This is a genomic window from Pseudarthrobacter sp. PvP090, from assembly GCF_040547365.1.
In the GTDB taxonomy this organism is placed as follows: domain Bacteria; phylum Actinomycetota; class Actinomycetes; order Actinomycetales; family Micrococcaceae; genus Arthrobacter.
Genome location: NZ_JBEPPO010000004.1, coordinates 264532 through 279393, shown reverse-complemented (window position 1 = coordinate 279393; position 14862 = coordinate 264532). Strand labels below are relative to the sequence as shown.

The 14862-nt window shown below is 68.7% G+C and carries 15 protein-coding genes; 6 read left to right on the top strand and 9 right to left on the bottom strand.

Going from position 1 to position 14862, the window contains the following annotated elements; all coding sequences use genetic code 11:
- Positions 1-8: 8 nt before the first annotated feature.
- Together ABIC21_RS06550 and ABIC21_RS06545 are read right to left on the bottom strand one after the other, a co-directional pair.
- The gene (locus ABIC21_RS06550) at positions 9-968 is read right to left on the bottom strand and encodes an ADP-dependent NAD(P)H-hydrate dehydratase (protein ID WP_354349605.1); all 960 of its coding nucleotides are present in this window, start codon (positions 966-968) and stop codon (positions 9-11) included.
- Positions 952-1701, bottom strand: a complete 750-nt coding sequence (locus tag ABIC21_RS06545; RefSeq protein ID WP_354349660.1) for a histidine phosphatase family protein — start codon at positions 1699-1701, stop codon at positions 952-954. Before ABIC21_RS06545 ends, ABIC21_RS06550 begins: the two co-directional genes overlap by 17 nt.
- A 133-nt stretch (positions 1702-1834) precedes the next feature.
- Here ABIC21_RS06545 and ABIC21_RS06540 point away from each other — a divergent pair, with 133 nt between their 5' ends.
- Positions 1835-2959: a glycerate kinase gene (locus ABIC21_RS06540; RefSeq protein WP_354349604.1), complete on the top strand. Its 1125-nt coding sequence runs from the start codon at positions 1835-1837 to the stop codon at positions 2957-2959.
- A gap of 19 nt (positions 2960-2978) precedes the next feature.
- Here ABIC21_RS06540 and ABIC21_RS06535 read toward each other — a convergent pair whose 3' ends face one another.
- Together ABIC21_RS06535 and ABIC21_RS06530 are read right to left on the bottom strand one after the other, a co-directional pair.
- A complete protein-coding gene (locus ABIC21_RS06535) occupies positions 2979-3686 on the bottom strand; it encodes a DUF6766 family protein (RefSeq protein WP_354349603.1) in 708 nt (235 codons plus the stop codon).
- 1 nt (position 3687) lies between these two features.
- Complete coding sequence (locus tag ABIC21_RS06530; protein WP_354349602.1) at positions 3688-4161, bottom strand: DUF6328 family protein; 474 nt, start codon at positions 4159-4161, stop codon at positions 3688-3690.
- Between the two features lie 283 nt (positions 4162-4444).
- On the opposite strand from ABIC21_RS06530, the gene ABIC21_RS06525 reads away from it, so the two are divergent.
- Both ABIC21_RS06525 and ABIC21_RS06520 read left to right on the top strand, forming a co-directional pair.
- Complete coding sequence (locus tag ABIC21_RS06525; protein WP_354349601.1) at positions 4445-5344, top strand: SDR family oxidoreductase; 900 nt, start codon at positions 4445-4447, stop codon at positions 5342-5344.
- A 56-nt stretch (positions 5345-5400) separates the two neighbouring features.
- Complete coding sequence (locus ABIC21_RS06520) at positions 5401-5652, top strand: hypothetical protein (protein WP_354349600.1); 252 nt, start codon at positions 5401-5403, stop codon at positions 5650-5652.
- 94 nt (positions 5653-5746) lie between these two features.
- Here ABIC21_RS06520 and ABIC21_RS06515 read toward each other — a convergent pair whose 3' ends face one another.
- Positions 5747-7084, bottom strand: coding sequence for a uracil-xanthine permease family protein (locus ABIC21_RS06515; RefSeq protein WP_354349599.1), 1338 nt, complete (start codon positions 7082-7084; stop codon positions 5747-5749).
- A 216-nt stretch (positions 7085-7300) separates the two neighbouring features.
- On the opposite strand from ABIC21_RS06515, the gene ABIC21_RS06510 reads away from it, so the two are divergent.
- Together ABIC21_RS06510 and ABIC21_RS06505 are read left to right on the top strand one after the other, a co-directional pair.
- On the top strand, positions 7301-7906 hold the full coding sequence (locus ABIC21_RS06510) for a malonic semialdehyde reductase (protein ID WP_354349598.1): 606 nt from the start codon (positions 7301-7303) through the stop codon (positions 7904-7906).
- A 326-nt stretch (positions 7907-8232) separates the two neighbouring features.
- On the top strand, positions 8233-9396 hold the full coding sequence (locus ABIC21_RS06505; RefSeq protein WP_354349597.1) for a GGDEF domain-containing protein: 1164 nt from the start codon (positions 8233-8235) through the stop codon (positions 9394-9396).
- Positions 9397-9493: 97 nt separating this feature from the next.
- Here the strand turns inward: ABIC21_RS06505 and pgm are convergent, their stop codons facing one another.
- Positions 9494-11155, bottom strand: a complete 1662-nt coding sequence (gene pgm / locus ABIC21_RS06500) for a phosphoglucomutase (alpha-D-glucose-1,6-bisphosphate-dependent) (protein ID WP_354349596.1) — start codon at positions 11153-11155, stop codon at positions 9494-9496.
- Positions 11156-11291: 136 nt separating this feature from the next.
- Between pgm and ABIC21_RS06495 the strand changes: the two genes are divergently transcribed.
- Positions 11292-11891 (top strand): DUF4190 domain-containing protein, encoded by a 600-nt coding sequence (locus ABIC21_RS06495; protein ID WP_354349595.1) that lies wholly within the window; start codon positions 11292-11294, stop codon positions 11889-11891.
- Positions 11892-11907: 16 nt separating this feature from the next.
- Here the strand turns inward: ABIC21_RS06495 and ABIC21_RS06490 are convergent, their stop codons facing one another.
- The 3 genes from ABIC21_RS06490 to ABIC21_RS06480 all read right to left on the bottom strand — a co-directional run bounded on the left by ABIC21_RS06490 (position 11908) and on the right by ABIC21_RS06480 (position 14850).
- Entirely contained in the window at positions 11908-12084 is a 177-nt protein-coding gene (locus ABIC21_RS06490) for a hypothetical protein (RefSeq protein ID WP_354349594.1), read from the bottom strand.
- A 4-nt stretch (positions 12085-12088) separates the two neighbouring features.
- Positions 12089-13558, bottom strand: coding sequence for a peptide MFS transporter (locus ABIC21_RS06485; protein ID WP_354349593.1), 1470 nt, complete (start codon positions 13556-13558; stop codon positions 12089-12091).
- 179 nt (positions 13559-13737) lie between these two features.
- Positions 13738-14850: an alcohol dehydrogenase catalytic domain-containing protein gene (locus tag ABIC21_RS06480; protein ID WP_354349592.1), complete on the bottom strand. Its 1113-nt coding sequence runs from the start codon at positions 14848-14850 to the stop codon at positions 13738-13740.
- Positions 14851-14862 lie beyond the last annotated feature (12 nt).

Below are 14862 nucleotides of genomic sequence, written 5' to 3'. Positions count from 1 at the left end.
CAGGTCGGTCAGGAACCGAGCTCCATCATCAGCGGGGGCAGTTCGTCCGTGAGTTCGCGGGCGAGGTAGCCGAGACCGCCCAGCCGGCTCGCGAGCCGGTCGCCGGCGGCCGCATGCAGATGGGTGCCCCAGCAGGCGGCCTGCTCGTCCGTGGTTCCCCGCGCCCGCAGCCCGGCAATGGTCCCGGACAGCACATCGCCGGAACCCGAGGTGCCCAGGCCGCTGTGTCCGGTGGTGATCTCCCACAGCGAGGCCCGGTTCCCGCCGCCCTCAGCGCCGCCAGCCCGGCGGGCCGCCCCGACCGGCCGCGCGATCACACCCTGGCAGCTCACCACCGCGCCGTACTTCTCCGCGAGCTCCGGCACATCCCGGGCGAGGTTCCCGGCGTCGTGCCCCAGCAGGATGCCCGCCTCGGTGACATTCGGGGTCAGGATCAGCCGGCCCGCCCAGGGGCCCAGCTCCCCGGCCAGCTCGGGCAGGCTGCCCAGGGCGAAGGCGTCGAGGATGATGGCCGGCGGCCGCTTCCCCGCCGGCACCTTGAGGAGGGCGCGGAGCAAGGCGGTGGCCTCGTCCTTGTCGTCCAGGCCCGGGCCGATCAGGACCGCGTCCGCGGCTTCGACCGGTGCGGCGAGCACGGCGGCTGCCGACGAGCCCTTGACCGTTCCCGACGCGGTTTCCGGCAGCCGGAGCACGCCCGCCTCCGGCAGCGCCACCGCGAGGGGCACGGCCACGGATTCCGCCACGGCCAGGGTGAGCCGGCCGGCGCCGGAGCGCAGCGCGGCCACCCCGGCGAGCAGCACCGCGCCGGGCGTCATCCGCGCCCCGCCGATCACCAGCACCGATCCGCGGTCGTCCTTGCCGGAGCCCCCGCCGGGCAGCGGCCAGGCCCGCAGCAGGGTCGGCGTCACGGGCTCGGGGCGGGCCGGCCCCTGCCCGCCCCCGGGGGCCGCCTTAGCGTGGGTGGACATTGGCATCTCCGGCGTGCTCGGTCACGGGGACTCCCTCGCTCATCAGGTGGTCTGCCATGTTAAAGCTCTCCAGCTGCCACGGGCCCGTGCCGCCGGGCCGGACGAAACGGCTTACGGAGGCATTGAGAATGGCCGTCGTGGCGGCGATGTCCAGCAGTTCGCGCTCCGTCAGCCCTTCCAGGATGTAGCGGATCAGCATGATCACGGCGTCGTGGCAGACCAGCAGCACCCGCTGGCCGGGGTACAGGCGGTCCAGGTCGGCCAGCAGGGAGCGCAGGCGGAGGACGACGTCGGCCCACGATTCCCCGCCAGGCGGGCGGTAGTAGAACTTGCCCAGCCAGCGCCGCCGCTCCGCTTCCTGGGGGAGCCGGGCCTCCACCCCGGCTGAGGTGAGCATGTCCAGGATGCCGAGCTCCCGGTCACGCAGCCGTTCGTCCAGCAGGACCTGCGTAGGCCAGCCTGCGGTGTGGACGGCCAGTTCCGCCGTCTGTTGCGCCCGGAGATACGGGGAGGACCACACAGCGGCACGCCCGTCCGCCGGGAACCCGGCGAGCAGGCCGCCGAGCGCCAGCGCCTGCTCGCGCCCGGTTCCGGACAGCTCGACGTCGGTATCGCGCGCGGGAACATTGATGACGTGTGCCCCCGACTGGTGCGCCAGCGTGGCGGCGACGTTCCCCTGGCTCTCGCCGTGCCGGACGAGCAGAAGCTCGGCCATGCCTGGCAGGCCGGTCATGCGCTGGCGGGACTTTCCGTTCTCATTCACCGCTACCCCCTCGGTCCGTGCCGATTTCGTGTGGCTGCCACGTTACTACCGGCGCCATCGCCTGTCGCCGGTGTCCCGGCGCCGGGACTGGCAGGATGGACCCATGCGCATTCTGATCGCCCCGGACAAATTCAAGGGCTCCCTTACCGCCGCCGAAGCCGCCGCCGCCATCGCCGAAGGGGCCCTGCGCGTCTATCCCGACGCCGAGGCCATCCAGTTTCCGGTGGCCGACGGCGGCGAAGGAACCCTTGAGGCGGCCGTCGCCGCCGGCTACGAGGAGCGGCTGAACGCCGTTGTGGGCCCGATCCTGGCGCCGGTGGGCGCCGCCTGGGCGATCCGGAAGGACGCCTTCGGCGGGGCCACCGCCGTGATCGAGACCGCGCAGGCTTCCGGGCTGGCGCACATGGAACCCACCCCGGCCAACGCCCTGCGCGCGCACAGCTACGGCTGCGGCCAGCTGATCGCCGCCGCCCTCGACGCCGGCGCGACGGAGATCGTGCTGGGCCTGGGCGGCTCGGCCATGAGCGACGGCGGCAGCGGCGCCCTGCGCGCGCTGGGCCTCAAACCGCTCGACGCCGCGGGCAATGTGGTGCCGCTGGGCGGCGGCTCGCTCGCCGAGGTGGCACGGCTCGATGTCAGCGGCCTCGACCCGCGGCTGGGCTCGGTGACGTTCCGGATCGCCGTCGATGTGCAGAACCCGCTCGTTGGCGGCGACGGCGCCGCCCACGTGTTCGGCCCGCAGAAGGGCGCCGACGAGGACGCCGTGGAACTGCTCGACGCCGGACTCCGCAACTGGGCCTCGGTGCTGCGCCAATCCACCGGCCGGGACGTCAACGTCCCCGGGGCCGGGGCGGCCGGAGGCTTCCCGGCGTCGTTCCTGGCCTTCAGCAACGCGGCGCTGGAAGGCGGGTTCGAGCTGGTGGCCGGACTCACCGGGCTGGCCGGCAAACTCGCCGAGGCGGATCTCGTGATCACCGGTGAGGGCTCACTGGATTCGCAGTCGCTCACCGGCAAGGCGCCGATTGCGCTTGCCGACGCCGCCCAGAGCCTCGGGATTCCCGTGATCGTGGTCGCGGGACGGATCCTGGTCACCCCGGAGGACCTCGCCAAGCACGGTGTGGTGGCCGCTGCGCAGCTGCTGGACCTGGCCGGGAGCCCGGGCGACGCCGTCGCCAACGCCGCCAAGTACCTCACCTGGGCCACCAGCCAGGTGCTCGAGGGCGCCTGAGCGCCCAGGCGCGAGTCTCTCAGGCGCCAGTCTCATAGTGCGGCTCCGCGACAGGTTTGGATTCGGGGGAGCCCCGCTCGCGCAGGTACACCGAAGCGCCGACGAGGACGGCCACTGCCAGGAACTCACTTTGCCAGTTCTGGAATGACTCAAACCAGAAGCGGCTCGTTGCCAGATACGCCAGGGCGGTCACGGGCGGCTGCCCATGGCTCTGCTGCTCGGAACTGTATTCCCCGCTGCCGCCGACAGTATGGAGGGCAAAGGACGCCAGGAACAGCAGCAGGAACATGGCCGACAGGGAGTGTTCATAGAGTTTGAGGACCCAGCCCCCGCGCCGCACCGGCCATGGGGCGGCGGCTTTCAGGGGCGCGTCCCGGGGGTCCTCGTCCTGCGGGGCAGCCCGGTCCACCGGTTTGGACTCCGAGGATCCTTTCTGGAAAAGGAACACCGTCAGGATGACGTACATGCCCATCTGCAGGAACTCGGATTCCCAGTTCTCAAAGGTCGCCTCGAGGAACGCCCCGGTGCCGAGGTACTCCAGTGCCGTCACACCGGGCCCGCCGTGGACCAGCTGGTCCTCGCTGTACTCGGCGGCTCCGCTGACGACCATGCCGCCGAAGAACACCAGGAACAGGCCGATATTCGCCAGCAGCAGGCCGTGGTTCTTCACCCAGCCCGTGGTCCGGCCCGGCTGCGTGCTGCGCTGTTGGCGTGCGGCGTTAGCCATGTCAGTTCCCTTTTTCGGCCTGCCGGCGGAGCCTGCTCGGCACATAGACCAGCAGAATCAGCAGCACCGCCAGCAGCACCGCGCCGGCCGTCAATCCTGCAGCCCGGCCCGCCGTGACGTCGAAGACCAGCGCGGTGGTGCCGACGCTGAGGAGTCCGATGCCGGCCAGGGCAACCTTCGCGATCCTGTCCGCGCTGGACACGAGGGCCGCCCGGAGGTGCAGGCGGAACAGGCGGCGATGCACGCTCACGGGCAACAGGATCAGGGCCGTGGTGAGGGCGGCCAGCGCCACGTTGGCCAAGTAGAGGGTGGTCTGGAAATCGTCCAGCGTCTCGAACCGCGACTGGAACGGCAGGGTCAGCAGGAATCCGGCCAGGATCTGCACACCGGTCTGCAGCACCCGCAGCTCCTGCAGCAGTTCCATCCAGTTCCGGTCCAGTTTTTCGACGGCGGACTCGTTCCTGCTGCCCTGCACGGGCCGTTCCTGCGCGGATTCAGTCGGGGCGGACTCTTGTGGAGCGGACGCAGACTCTGGATAGGACACTGGAACCTCCGGTGAATGAGGATCAGGCTGCGGTGGCAGTTAAGACTCAACCTAGGCTTGAGCGTAGCGAAATTCAAGGCAGTACTAAGGGTGCTGATGAATTTCCGGGTAGGGTGGAATTGTTTAGTTCGTGGGGTCAGCTTCACAGGTCCGGGCCAGCGCCCGCGGCCCGGGGAGCGGCCCCTGGAAAAACGACACATTGGGTAGGTGGACTATGAGTGATTCAAACAAAGAGCAGGACCAGCCGCGCGACCCCCGGGGCGGCTACTACTCCGGGTCCTTCCCGGAACAGGTCCAGGAACAGCCGGGCCTTACCGCGCCGATGGACCCCCAGCCGGACCACGGCGAGGAGAGCTACCAGGGCAGCGGCGCCCTCAAGGGCAAGGCCGCGCTGATCACCGGCGGGGACTCCGGGATCGGCAAGGCGGTCGCCATCGCCTTCGCCCGCGAGGGGGCCGACGTCGCCATCTCCTACCTGCCGGAGGAGGAAGCCGACGCCCAGGACACGGCGGCGTGGATCCGCAAAACAGGCCGCAGGGCGCTGCTGATCGCCGGCGACGGGCGCCATGAGGAGTTCGCCACCAGGATCGTGGACGACACGCTCGCCGAGTTCGGCCGGCTGGACGTCGTCGTGCTGAACGCCGCGTACCAGAAGAACCGCGACAGCTTCGAGTCCCTCCCCACCGAGGAGTTCGAGCGGGTCTTCCAGACCAACCTGTACTCGCTGATCTGGACCGCGCGGGCGGCGGTGCCGCATCTGAAGGCGGGCGCGTCGATCATCACGACGGCCTCGATCCAGGCGTTCAACCCCTCGCCCGAGCTCATCGATTACGCCATGACCAAGGCCGCGCAGGTCGCCTTCACCAAAGCCCTGGCCCAGGAGCTCGGCCCGAAGGGGATCCGCGTCAACGCCGTGGCCCCCGGCCCGATCTGGACGCCACTGATCCCGGCGACCCAGTGGCCGGAGAAGCTGCCGACCTTCGGCCAGGACACCCCGCTGCAGCGGGCGGGACAGCCGGCCGAACTCGCGCCGGCCTACGTGCTCCTCGCCTCCGACCACGGCTCCTACATTTCCGGCGCCGTCCTGCCCGTTACCGGTGGCAAGGGCCTCTGAGCCTTTTCACGCACCCAGGAAACCATGCAGTTCTCGATTTCACCATGGAGGAACAAATGAGTTCGGAAAACGCCAACACAACACCCGCCCACGACGCCGACACTTCGGAAAAGTCCGAGGCAGCCATGCCGTCGTCGGAGGCGGAAATGGACGCGTCCAACACCGAAGAGCCCGACGCCGGCCGGCCGTTCTCCTCGGAGCCCGGCCCCGACGCGGCCGGCCTGCCGGACGGATCGGGAACGGACCTGCCGGATGACAAGGCCCCCAAGGACCGCGGCGACGACGAGGAAGCCTTCGACGCCGGCTAAAGCCGCCACTCAAGCAGCGAAGGCCGGGACCCGAACACCCATATGGGTGTCCAGGTCCCGGCCTTCCCGCTGTCACGCGGCGGTGAGCCGTCGGTTAGCGGCGTTTCTTCGGAGGGCGCTTCGCGGCGGCGGTGGCTGCGGCCACGACACCTTCCGTTTCCGGCTCGGCAACCGTGCCGCGGACCTTCGCGATCGCCGTCATGCCGTGGTAGATCACCAGGGCCGCCGCGGAGCCCAGGGCGATGCCGGTGAACACCAGGTCGCCGATGGTCCAGGTGTAGTCGGCGATGCCGACAATGAGTGCGACGGCGGCGGTGGTCAGGTTGATCGGGTTGGAGAAGTTCACCTTGGCCTGCACCCAGATCTTGACGCCCAGGACGCCGATCATGCCGTAGAGCATCGTCGCGGCGCCGCCCAGCACCCCGGCCGGGACGGTGGCGATGAGTTCGCCGAATTTCGGCGAGAAGCTCAGCACTACGGCGAAGACGCCGGCCACCCAGTAGGCCGCCGTCGAGTAGACCTTGGTCGCGGCCATCACGCCGATGTTTTCCGCGTAGGTGGTGGTGCCGGAGCCGCCGCCCATGCCGGCCAGGACGGTGGCGGCGCCGTCGGCCATCAGCGCGCGCCCGGAGACGCCGTCGAGGTTCTGGCCGGTCATGGCGGACACGGACTTCACATGGCCGATGTTCTCCGCCACGAGGACCAGCACCACCGGCACGAACAGGCCGACGACGCCGAGATGGAATTCCGGCGTCTGGAAGAACGGCAGCCCCACCCAGGCGGCCGCGTCCATCTTGGAGAAGTCCACTTCGCCGCGGATCATCGCCACGCAGTAGCCGACCACGACGCCGACCAGGATGCTCAGGCGGCCCAGGATGCCGCGGAAGAAGACACTGACCACGATGATTGTGGCCAGGGTGATGAGGGCCGTGATGGGGGCCGCGTCGAAGTTGTTCTTCGCCGCGGGCGCGAGGTTGAGGCCGATCAGCCCCACGATGGCGCCCGTGACGATCGGCGGCATCAGGCGGTTGATCCACCCGGCACCGAATTTCTGCACGATCGCACCGATGGCCGCCAGCCCGACGCCGGCCAGCACCACGCCGCCGAGCGCGCCGGCGACGCCGTACTGCTGCTGCGAGGCCATGATCGGCGCGATGAACGCGAAGCTGGACCCGAGATAGCTCGGCACCTGGCCCCTGGTGATGACCAGGAACAGCAGCGTGCCGATACCGGAGAAGAAGAGTGTGGTGGCCGGCGGCATTCCGGTGATGATCGGGACCAGGAAAGTGGCGCCGAACATGGCGACAACGTGCTGCATCCCGACGCCGATGGTCAGCGGCCACGCAAGGCGCTCATCCGGCTTCACGACCTCGCCCGGGCGGATGGACTTGCCGTTGCCGTGGAGCTTCCATTTGGTACCGAGCATGCTCATTGCCGGGGCCTTTCAGAGAATGTGTGGCGGGGCGGGAAGGAATCTTCCGGAGCAACTTTACCGCGCCGGTGTTTCCGGCATGCGTCGCCGGCGGCGCCGCTGTGCCGGACGTCACGGGGCGTTACGGGAAGCAGAAGACACAAGTTGAAGTTGCAACCATAGACAGGAATCAGTGGCCGCCGCCCCCGGCGGACCCGCCCAGCGAAAGGGACGCTCATGACCATCGCCCATGACGAAGCAGTAATCGACGCCGCCGCAGTGGACGCCATCTTTGCCGAGGCCCGCACGCCCAACACCTTCACGGGCGAGGTCACCGATGACCAGGCCCGGGCCATCTATGAGCTCACCAAGTTCGGTCCCACAGCGTTCAACTCGCAGCCGCTGCGCGTGACGTATGTCCGGTCCGCGGAGGCCCGCGCCACCCTGGTCGGGACCCTCGCCAACGGCAACCGCGCCAAGACTGCCACCGCGCCCCTCGTCGCCGTCCTCAGCTACGACGCGTCCTGGCAGGACCAGTGGGACAACTTCCTGCCCGGCTACAACGCGCCCAAGGCCATGTACGACGCCTCCCCGGACCTCACCGCGGCCACCGGCAACAACAACGCCCACCTGCAGGCCGGCTACTTCATCCTCGCCGTCCGGTCCCTGGGTCTGTCCGCCGGGCCCATGACGGGCGCGGACTTCGCCGCGATCGATGCGGCGTTCTTCCCCGACGGCGGCCAGAAGAGCTTCCTGGTGGTCAACATCGGCCAGCCCGCGGCTGACGCCTGGGGTGCGGCGAAGCCGAAGTTCGCTTACGAGGACGTCGTCCGCACGGTCTGACCGGAATGAGCCGCTGACGCGGAGGTGCCTCCGGGACTGGGTGGGCGCGGAGGTGCCTCCGGCACCATGGGGGACAGGCCGGAGGCACTCGGGACGCAATTCTGCGGTTGAGCGCAAGGCCGCATCCGGGGCCGCTTCCCAGTTTAGTCCGCTTCCGGGCCGTTAACACAGGGGCGTTGGGCCTTGTTAAGGGGGCAGCCAGGGTGCCGCGCGCCGCGTTCGAGACCGTGATCACAGTTCCTTGGTGCGGGGTGCAATACTAGGGTCACCAGCGGCGCGGCGTCGACGCAAATCGGGTTATTGCGAGCGGACCGGGGGGCCACTATATGATGCTTGACATCGCAACCTTGCGTGTCGCCCTGGCGGTGGTCGATCTGACCCTGCTGCTGCTGTTCTACTTCATCACCTTCCGCCGGACGCGTTCCGCCTACAGCGGCTGGTGGTGCCTGGCCCTGCTCCTGTTTCTGTCCGGCAATGCGGCCTACCTGATGGACGGCACGCCACACCAGGTCTGGACCAACCCGCTCGGGAATGTGTTCCTTGTGGCGGGCGCGGCCAGCATCTGGGCTGGTGCCCGTTCGCTGCGGACCTCGGTTCCGAAAATCTGGTACCTCGCTGCCGGGCCTGCCATCACAGCCGTGGCGTCGATGCTGGACCAGCCGGCAACCAACGTGTGGTCAGGCGGCCCGGCGTATCTGGGATTCATGGCCCTGCTGATCGGTCTCGGCTGCCGGGAACTCTTCCTGCTGGACCGGCACTTCTCCCGCGTGCACCTCATCCTGGCCGTGGGTTCCGCCCTCCTGGCCGCGTTTTATCTGGGCCGCTTTACCGTGTTTGTGCTCGAGGGACCCGACGGGGCCGTGTTCCTGACCGTCTTTGGGTCCGTCCCGATGACCGTCTGTTCGGCCGTGATTATGGTGGTGGCGTCCTTCACCATGGCGGAGCTGAGCTACGAACAGCGGACCCAAGACCTCCGCGCCCGCGCCACGGTGGACGGGCTCACCGGGCTGTTGAACCGCACGGCATTCCTTGATCTCGCCAAGGAAGAGCTTCGCCGCCTCACCAGGGCCAGGACCGCGGCGTCGCTGATCCTGGCGGACCTGGACCACTTCAAGGGAATCAATGACGAGTACGGCCACACGGCCGGCGACGCCGCGCTGCAGGCGTTCGCCGACGCCTGCTCAACCACGGTCCGCTCCTCCGACCTCGTGGGCCGCTACGGCGGCGAGGAATTCATCATCCTCCTGCCGGGCGTGACGCCCGAAAGGGCCGGGGAAATCGCCTCGGACATCAGCGCCCGGATGCAGACCTCGACGTCTCCGGTGATCCCACGCCTGCCGACCGCCAGCTACGGCATCGCCTCGACCGCGCCCGGCCGCGTTGACCTTGACGCCATGATCGCCTCCGCGGACGCCGCCCTCTACCGCGCCAAGACGCTGGGCCGGGACCGCTCCGTCCTCGCCGGCGGCCGCGAGGACGAACCGGCCTGAACCGGCGGCGCTCCCAGCCGGCGGCCTGAACAGGACCGCCCGCGGACTGAACGAGTCAGACCGCGGACGGGTGCCTGAAAGACTCAGCCCGGGTGGGCTAGGAAATGACCCCGTCCACCAGCGCCTTTGCCTCGGCCTGGACCTGCTTGAGGTGCTCTGCTCCCTTGAAGGACTCGGCGTAGATCTTGTAGACATCCTCGGTGCCGGAGGGGCGGGCCGCGAACCAGGCGTTCTCGGTGACCACCTTGAGCCCGCCGATCGCCGCCCCGTTGCCCGGCGCTTCGGTCAGCTTGGCGGTGATGGTTTCACCCGCAAGTTCGGTGGCGGTGACGTCGGACGGCGAGAGCTTCCCCAGGGCCGTCTTCTGCTCGCGCGTGGCCGCGGCGTCGATCCGCGCGTAGACGGGATCGCCGAACTGATCTGTGAGGCCCTTGTACAGCTGCGACGGCGACTTGCCCGTGACGGCCGTGATCTCCGAGGCCAGCAGCGCCAGCAGGATGCCGTCCTTGTCCGTGGTCCAGACGCTGCCGTCCATCTTGTTGAAGGAAGCGCCGGCGGACTCCTCGCCGCCGAAGGCGCCTTCGCCGGACAGCAGCCCGGGAACGAACCACTTGAAACCCACCGGCACCTCAACGAGCTTGCGGCCCAGGCTTTCGGCCACCCGGTCGATGATAGAGGACGAGACGAGGGTCTTGCCGATCACGGACTGCGGGTTCCACCCGGTGCGGTGGCGGTACAGGTAGTCAATCGCGACGGCGAGGTAGTGGTTCGGGTTCATCAGCCCGCCGTCAGGCGTCACGATGCCGTGCCTGTCGGCGTCGGCGTCGTTGCCGGTGGCGACGTCGAAGGCTGCGGACCCGTCCGCACCAACAGACATCCGGTTGATCAGCGAGGCCATCGCCGACGGCGATGAGCAGTCCATCCGGATCTTCTCGTCCCAGTCGAGCGTCATAAAGGCCCACTGCGGATCGACAGTGGGGTTGACCACCGTGAGGTTGAGGTGGTGGCGTTCGCCGATCTCGCCCCAGTAGTCCACCGACGCTCCGCCCATCGGGTCGGCGCCGATGCGGACACCGGCCTCACGGATGGCATTGAGGTCCAGCACGGAGGGGAGATCGTCCACGTAGCTGCTGAGGAAGTCGAACTTACCCGTGGTGCCGGCGCTGAGTGCCTCGGCGATGGGAATCCGCTTGACCCCGCGCAGTCCGTTCTCCAGCAGTTCGTTGGCGCGGTTGGCGATCCAGCCCGTGGCGTCCGAGTCAGCGGGTCCGCCGTGCGGGGGGTTGTACTTGAAACCGCCGTCGCCGGGCGGGTTGTGACTGGGGGTCACCACGATGCCGTCGGCCTGCGGGGCGCCGGCCGGGGAGTTGTTGTTGTGCGTCAGGATGGCGTGGCTCAGCGACGGGGTGGGGGTGTAGCCGTGGCGGGCGTCGATCAGCACGTTGACGCCGTTGGCCGCGAGAACTTCCAGGGCGGAATTCTGGGCCGGTTCGCTGAGGGCGTGGGTGTCTTTGGCAAGATACAGCGGCCCGGTGATGCCTTGGCCCGCACGGTACTCCACGATCGCCTGGGTGATGGCGAGGATGTGGGGCTCGTTGAAGGAGGCTTTCAGGCTTGAACCGCGGTGCCCGGAGGTGCCGAAGGCCACCCGTTGTCCGGGGTCGCCAAGGTCCGGGGAAACGTCGTAGTACGCATCCAGAAGCGCAGTGAGGTCAACAAGGTCTTGGGGTTGGGCAACAGTGCCCGCGCGGCTAGCCATTGCACCAGCATGCCAGACCTGCGTGGCAGGCAACATGATTTCGGCGCATTACGGCCCCTGTGACGCAAGAATTATCCTGCTCTTCGCCACGGGACGGCGGTAGGCTGAATCCAGAGACGTCCAAAAGGGGAAAACCATGACTGACCAGCCGAAACCCGAGAAAGACGGGACGCCGGAGGGCTACCGGCCGCCGTCGTACATTCCCGGCCAGGAGCCCGGCGAGCAGTCCCGCCCGCCCGCCGCCGGCTACAACCAGCCCACGGAGCCATACGGTACCCCGGACGCCGCGGCTCCGCAGCAGACCTACGGACAGCAGCCGTACGGGCAGCAGCCCTACGGCGGCCAGGCCCAGCAGCCCTACGGCGGCCAGGCCCAGCAGCCCTACGGGCAGCAGCAGTACGGTGCGCCAGTTCAGTATGGGCAGCCGGGCAGCCCGTTCAATGCCTACGGCCAGCCGGCCTATTACGGCGTGCCGCCGGAGCCCAAGGGCCTGAGCATCGCCAGCCTCTGCTGCGGCATCGCCGCCTTCATCGGGCTGGGCTTCTTCCTCCTGCCGCAACTAGCAGCAGTCATCCTCGGGCACATGGCCCTCAAGCGCGAGCCGTCGGGCAAAGGCATGGCCATTGCCGGACTGGTGCTCGGTTACGTCGGGATCGCGCTGGCCCTGCTGGTCTTCGTCATTATCGCGTTGGGGTTGGCCATCGGCAGCGCAAGCTACGGCGGGTACCGGGCGTAGGCCCCTCCGTCAGCCGCTAAGCGCTGCCGGCGACGGCCCGGGACTGCGGCAGGTGCGGGCGGCGGATGGTCCCGCCGACCCGCACCACACCGTCGGTGACATCGCCCGCCGGCATGAGTTCGACGTCGGACGCCTCGCCTGCGGCGGGGAGGTGCACGCGGGACTCAGGCGGTGGGCGGTGCCGGGAGCTCACCGGCTCAGCGTACGCCGCCCATGAGCTTCTTGATCGCGGGCGAGGCCGCGGCCAGGCCGACGGCCAGCAGCATGGCGGTGCCGCCGATGCCGATGAAGTACGGCAGTTCGTCCTCCGGGTTGTACAGGCCGGACAGGATGCCGGCGAGCGTGGTGCCCAGCGACACCGAGAGGAAGAACAGTGCCACCATCTGGGTGCGGAAGGCCGCCGGCGCCAGCTTGGTGGTCACGGACAGGCCGATGGGGGACAGGAACAGTTCCGCGAGCGTGAAGAGGAACAGGATCCCCACCAGTGCCAGCAGCGGGGTCTTACCGTCCCCGGCCAGGGGGATGAACGCCAGGAACGCCAGGCCCATCACAAAGAGGCCGATCGAGAACTTCAGCGCCGAGCCGGGCTGCTTGCGGCCCAGACGGGTCCAGAGGGCCGCCATCACGCCGGCGAAGATGATGATGAACACCGGGTTGATGGACTGGACCCAGGCGGCCGGCATTTCCCAGCCGAACAGGTTCCGGTCCAGCTTCTCCTCCGAGTACACGGCGATGAAGGTGAACTGCTGCTGGAACAGGGCCCAGAACGCGGCCGAGGCGATGTACAGCGGGATGAAGGCTGCCACCCGGCGTCGTTCGGTCCCGTTGACCTGCTTGCTGCTGAAGATCAGGGCGAAGTAGAGCACGGACGCGCCGATGGCCGCGTAGGCCATGGACATGGCCAGGTTCTCGGCGTTCACGATGCCGGTGGCCAGCAGAACGGCGATAACGGCGGCGATGGCGCCGAAGCGCAGGCCGTACTTGGTGCGCTCGGCGGCGGGCAGCGGGTTGTGGACCCGGTGTGCGTCCTCCGGCAGGTTCTTGCGGCCCAGGGCGTAGATGACCAGGCCCACGGCCATACCGACGGCGGCGGCGCCGAAGCCCCAGTGGAACCCCTGGCTTTCCTGCAGCCAGCCGGTGACCAGCGGGCCGATCAGTGCGCCCGCGTTGATGCCCATGTAGAAGATGGAGAATCCGGCGTCGCGGCGTTCGTCCTTCTCCCGGTAGAGGCCGCCCACCAGCGCGGTGGCGTTGGCCTTCAGGCCGCCGGAGCCGACGCCGACCAGCACCAGGCCCGCGATCAGGCCGGGAATGCCCGGCACGAAGGCCAGGGCGAGGTGGCCGGCCATGATCAGGATGGCGGAGCCGAACAGCACCTTTTCGGAACCGAAGAGCCGGTCCGCGAGCCAGGCACCCAGGATGGTGGAGAGGTAGACGCCGCCGCCGTAGGCGCCGACCAGGCCTGCGGCCAGGCCCTGCTCAATTCCCAGACCGCCCTCGGCGGCTGTGAAGTACATGTAGTAGAGCAGGATGCCCTGCATTCCGTAGAACGAGAAGCGCTCCCACATCTCTACGGAGAAGAGGCTGGCCAGCATCTTTGGGTGGCCGAAAAAGGACGTGTCGCCCGGCGTTGTCGCGGTGGGCTGGGATAAATGAGTAGTGCTCATTTACTTAATGCTGACAGTGTGACGCGGGATTGTCACATTCGCGGCGGCCCGGGGCAAGTCAACGGCCCGGTGTTTCGCTCCCATTTTCCGCCCGTTGCGCTATCACCTTTGGTGGCTTTGCCCCCGGAATAGCAGCTAAAAGTGACAGAGCAACCTGGCTCCGGGGGACAGCGCTGGGGCTAGCCGGCGTCGAACATGATGACCTGGCGCACTGCTTTCCCGTCGGCCAGCTGGTCCATGGCCTGGTTGATGTCCGCCAAGGCAATGCGCGCCGAGATCAGCTCCTCAACCGGCAGTTTTCCTTCCCGCCACAGCTGGGCGTACTTGGGAATGTCCCGGGACGGCACCGCGGAGCCAAGGTAGCTCCCGACGATGGTCCGGGCCTCGGCCGTGATGGTCAGCGGCGAGATCTGCGCGCGGGCTTCCGGATGCGGCAGTCCTGCGGTGATTGTGGTTCCGCCCGCCGCGGTCGCGGCGAAGGCGGTTTCGAAGGCGCGCGGGTTCCCGGCGCACTCGATCACGTACCTGGCCTTGACGCCCTCCTCCAGCACCTGCTGCGGGGTGTACGTTTCGTGGGCGCCCAGCCGGCGGGCATGCTCAAGCTTTTCATCCAGCGTGTCCACGGCGACGATCCGCGAGACACCCTGGGATACCGCCGTGATCAGCGCGGCCATGCCGACGCCGCCGAGCCCGACAATCATGACGCTGTCCTGGGGCCGCGGCCGGGCGGCGTTGAGGACGGCACCGCCTCCGGTCAGCACGGCGCAGCCGAGGACGGCGGCGACGTCCGCGGGGATGTCATCGCCGACCGGCACGGCCGAGGCGCGGTCCACCACGGCGTGGGTGGCGAAGCCGGAGACGCCCAGGTGGTGGTAGATCTTTTCACCGCCGCGGTCCAGGTGCATCGAGCCGTGCAGGAGGGTCCCGTCGCCGTTGCTCTTTGAGCCCGTGGTGCAGGGGAGCCGGCCGTCCTCGGCGCAGTTCGCGCACTGCTCGCAGCGGGGCAGGAAGGACATCACCACGCGCTGGCCCGGCGTCAGGTCCGTGACGTCCGAGCCGATCTCGACGACGCGTCCGGCGGCCTCGTGCCCCAGCAGCATCGGCACCGGGCGGACCCGGTTGCCGTCCACAACACTCAGGTCCGAGTGGCAGATGCCGGCGGCCTCGATCCGCACCAGGATCTCGGTGGGCCCGGGGCCCTCCAGCTCCAGCTCGGAGATGGTGATGGGCCGCGAGTCCGCGAACGGGCGGGGGCGGCCGATTTCCTCAAGTACTGCACCGGTGATCTTCATCGATCCCTCTCG

Excerpts from the sequence above, each read along its gene's own strand:
- ABIC21_RS06550 (WP_354349605.1), bottom strand. The coding sequence starts at position 968 with ATGTCCACCCACGCTAAGGCGGCCCCCGGGGGCGGGCAGGGGCCGGCC.
- ABIC21_RS06545 (WP_354349660.1), bottom strand. The coding sequence starts at position 1,701 with ATGACCGGCCTGCCAGGCATGGCCGAGCTTCTGCTCGTCCGGCACGGC.
- ABIC21_RS06540 (WP_354349604.1), top strand. The coding sequence starts at position 1,835 with ATGCGCATTCTGATCGCCCCGGACAAATTCAAGGGCTCCCTTACCGCC.
- ABIC21_RS06535 (WP_354349603.1), bottom strand. The coding sequence starts at position 3,686 with ATGGCTAACGCCGCACGCCAACAGCGCAGCACGCAGCCGGGCCGGACC.
- ABIC21_RS06525 (WP_354349601.1), top strand. The coding sequence starts at position 4,445 with ATGAGTGATTCAAACAAAGAGCAGGACCAGCCGCGCGACCCCCGGGGC.
- ABIC21_RS06520 (WP_354349600.1), top strand. The coding sequence starts at position 5,401 with ATGAGTTCGGAAAACGCCAACACAACACCCGCCCACGACGCCGACACT.
- ABIC21_RS06515 (WP_354349599.1), bottom strand. The coding sequence starts at position 7,084 with ATGAGCATGCTCGGTACCAAATGGAAGCTCCACGGCAACGGCAAGTCC.
- ABIC21_RS06510 (WP_354349598.1), top strand. The coding sequence starts at position 7,301 with ATGACCATCGCCCATGACGAAGCAGTAATCGACGCCGCCGCAGTGGAC.
- ABIC21_RS06505 (WP_354349597.1), top strand. The coding sequence starts at position 8,233 with ATGATGCTTGACATCGCAACCTTGCGTGTCGCCCTGGCGGTGGTCGAT.
- pgm (WP_354349596.1), bottom strand. The coding sequence starts at position 11,155 with ATGGCTAGCCGCGCGGGCACTGTTGCCCAACCCCAAGACCTTGTTGAC.
- ABIC21_RS06495 (WP_354349595.1), top strand. The coding sequence starts at position 11,292 with ATGACTGACCAGCCGAAACCCGAGAAAGACGGGACGCCGGAGGGCTAC.
- ABIC21_RS06485 (WP_354349593.1), bottom strand. The coding sequence starts at position 13,558 with ATGAGCACTACTCATTTATCCCAGCCCACCGCGACAACGCCGGGCGAC.
- ABIC21_RS06480 (WP_354349592.1), bottom strand. The coding sequence starts at position 14,850 with ATGAAGATCACCGGTGCAGTACTTGAGGAAATCGGCCGCCCCCGCCCG.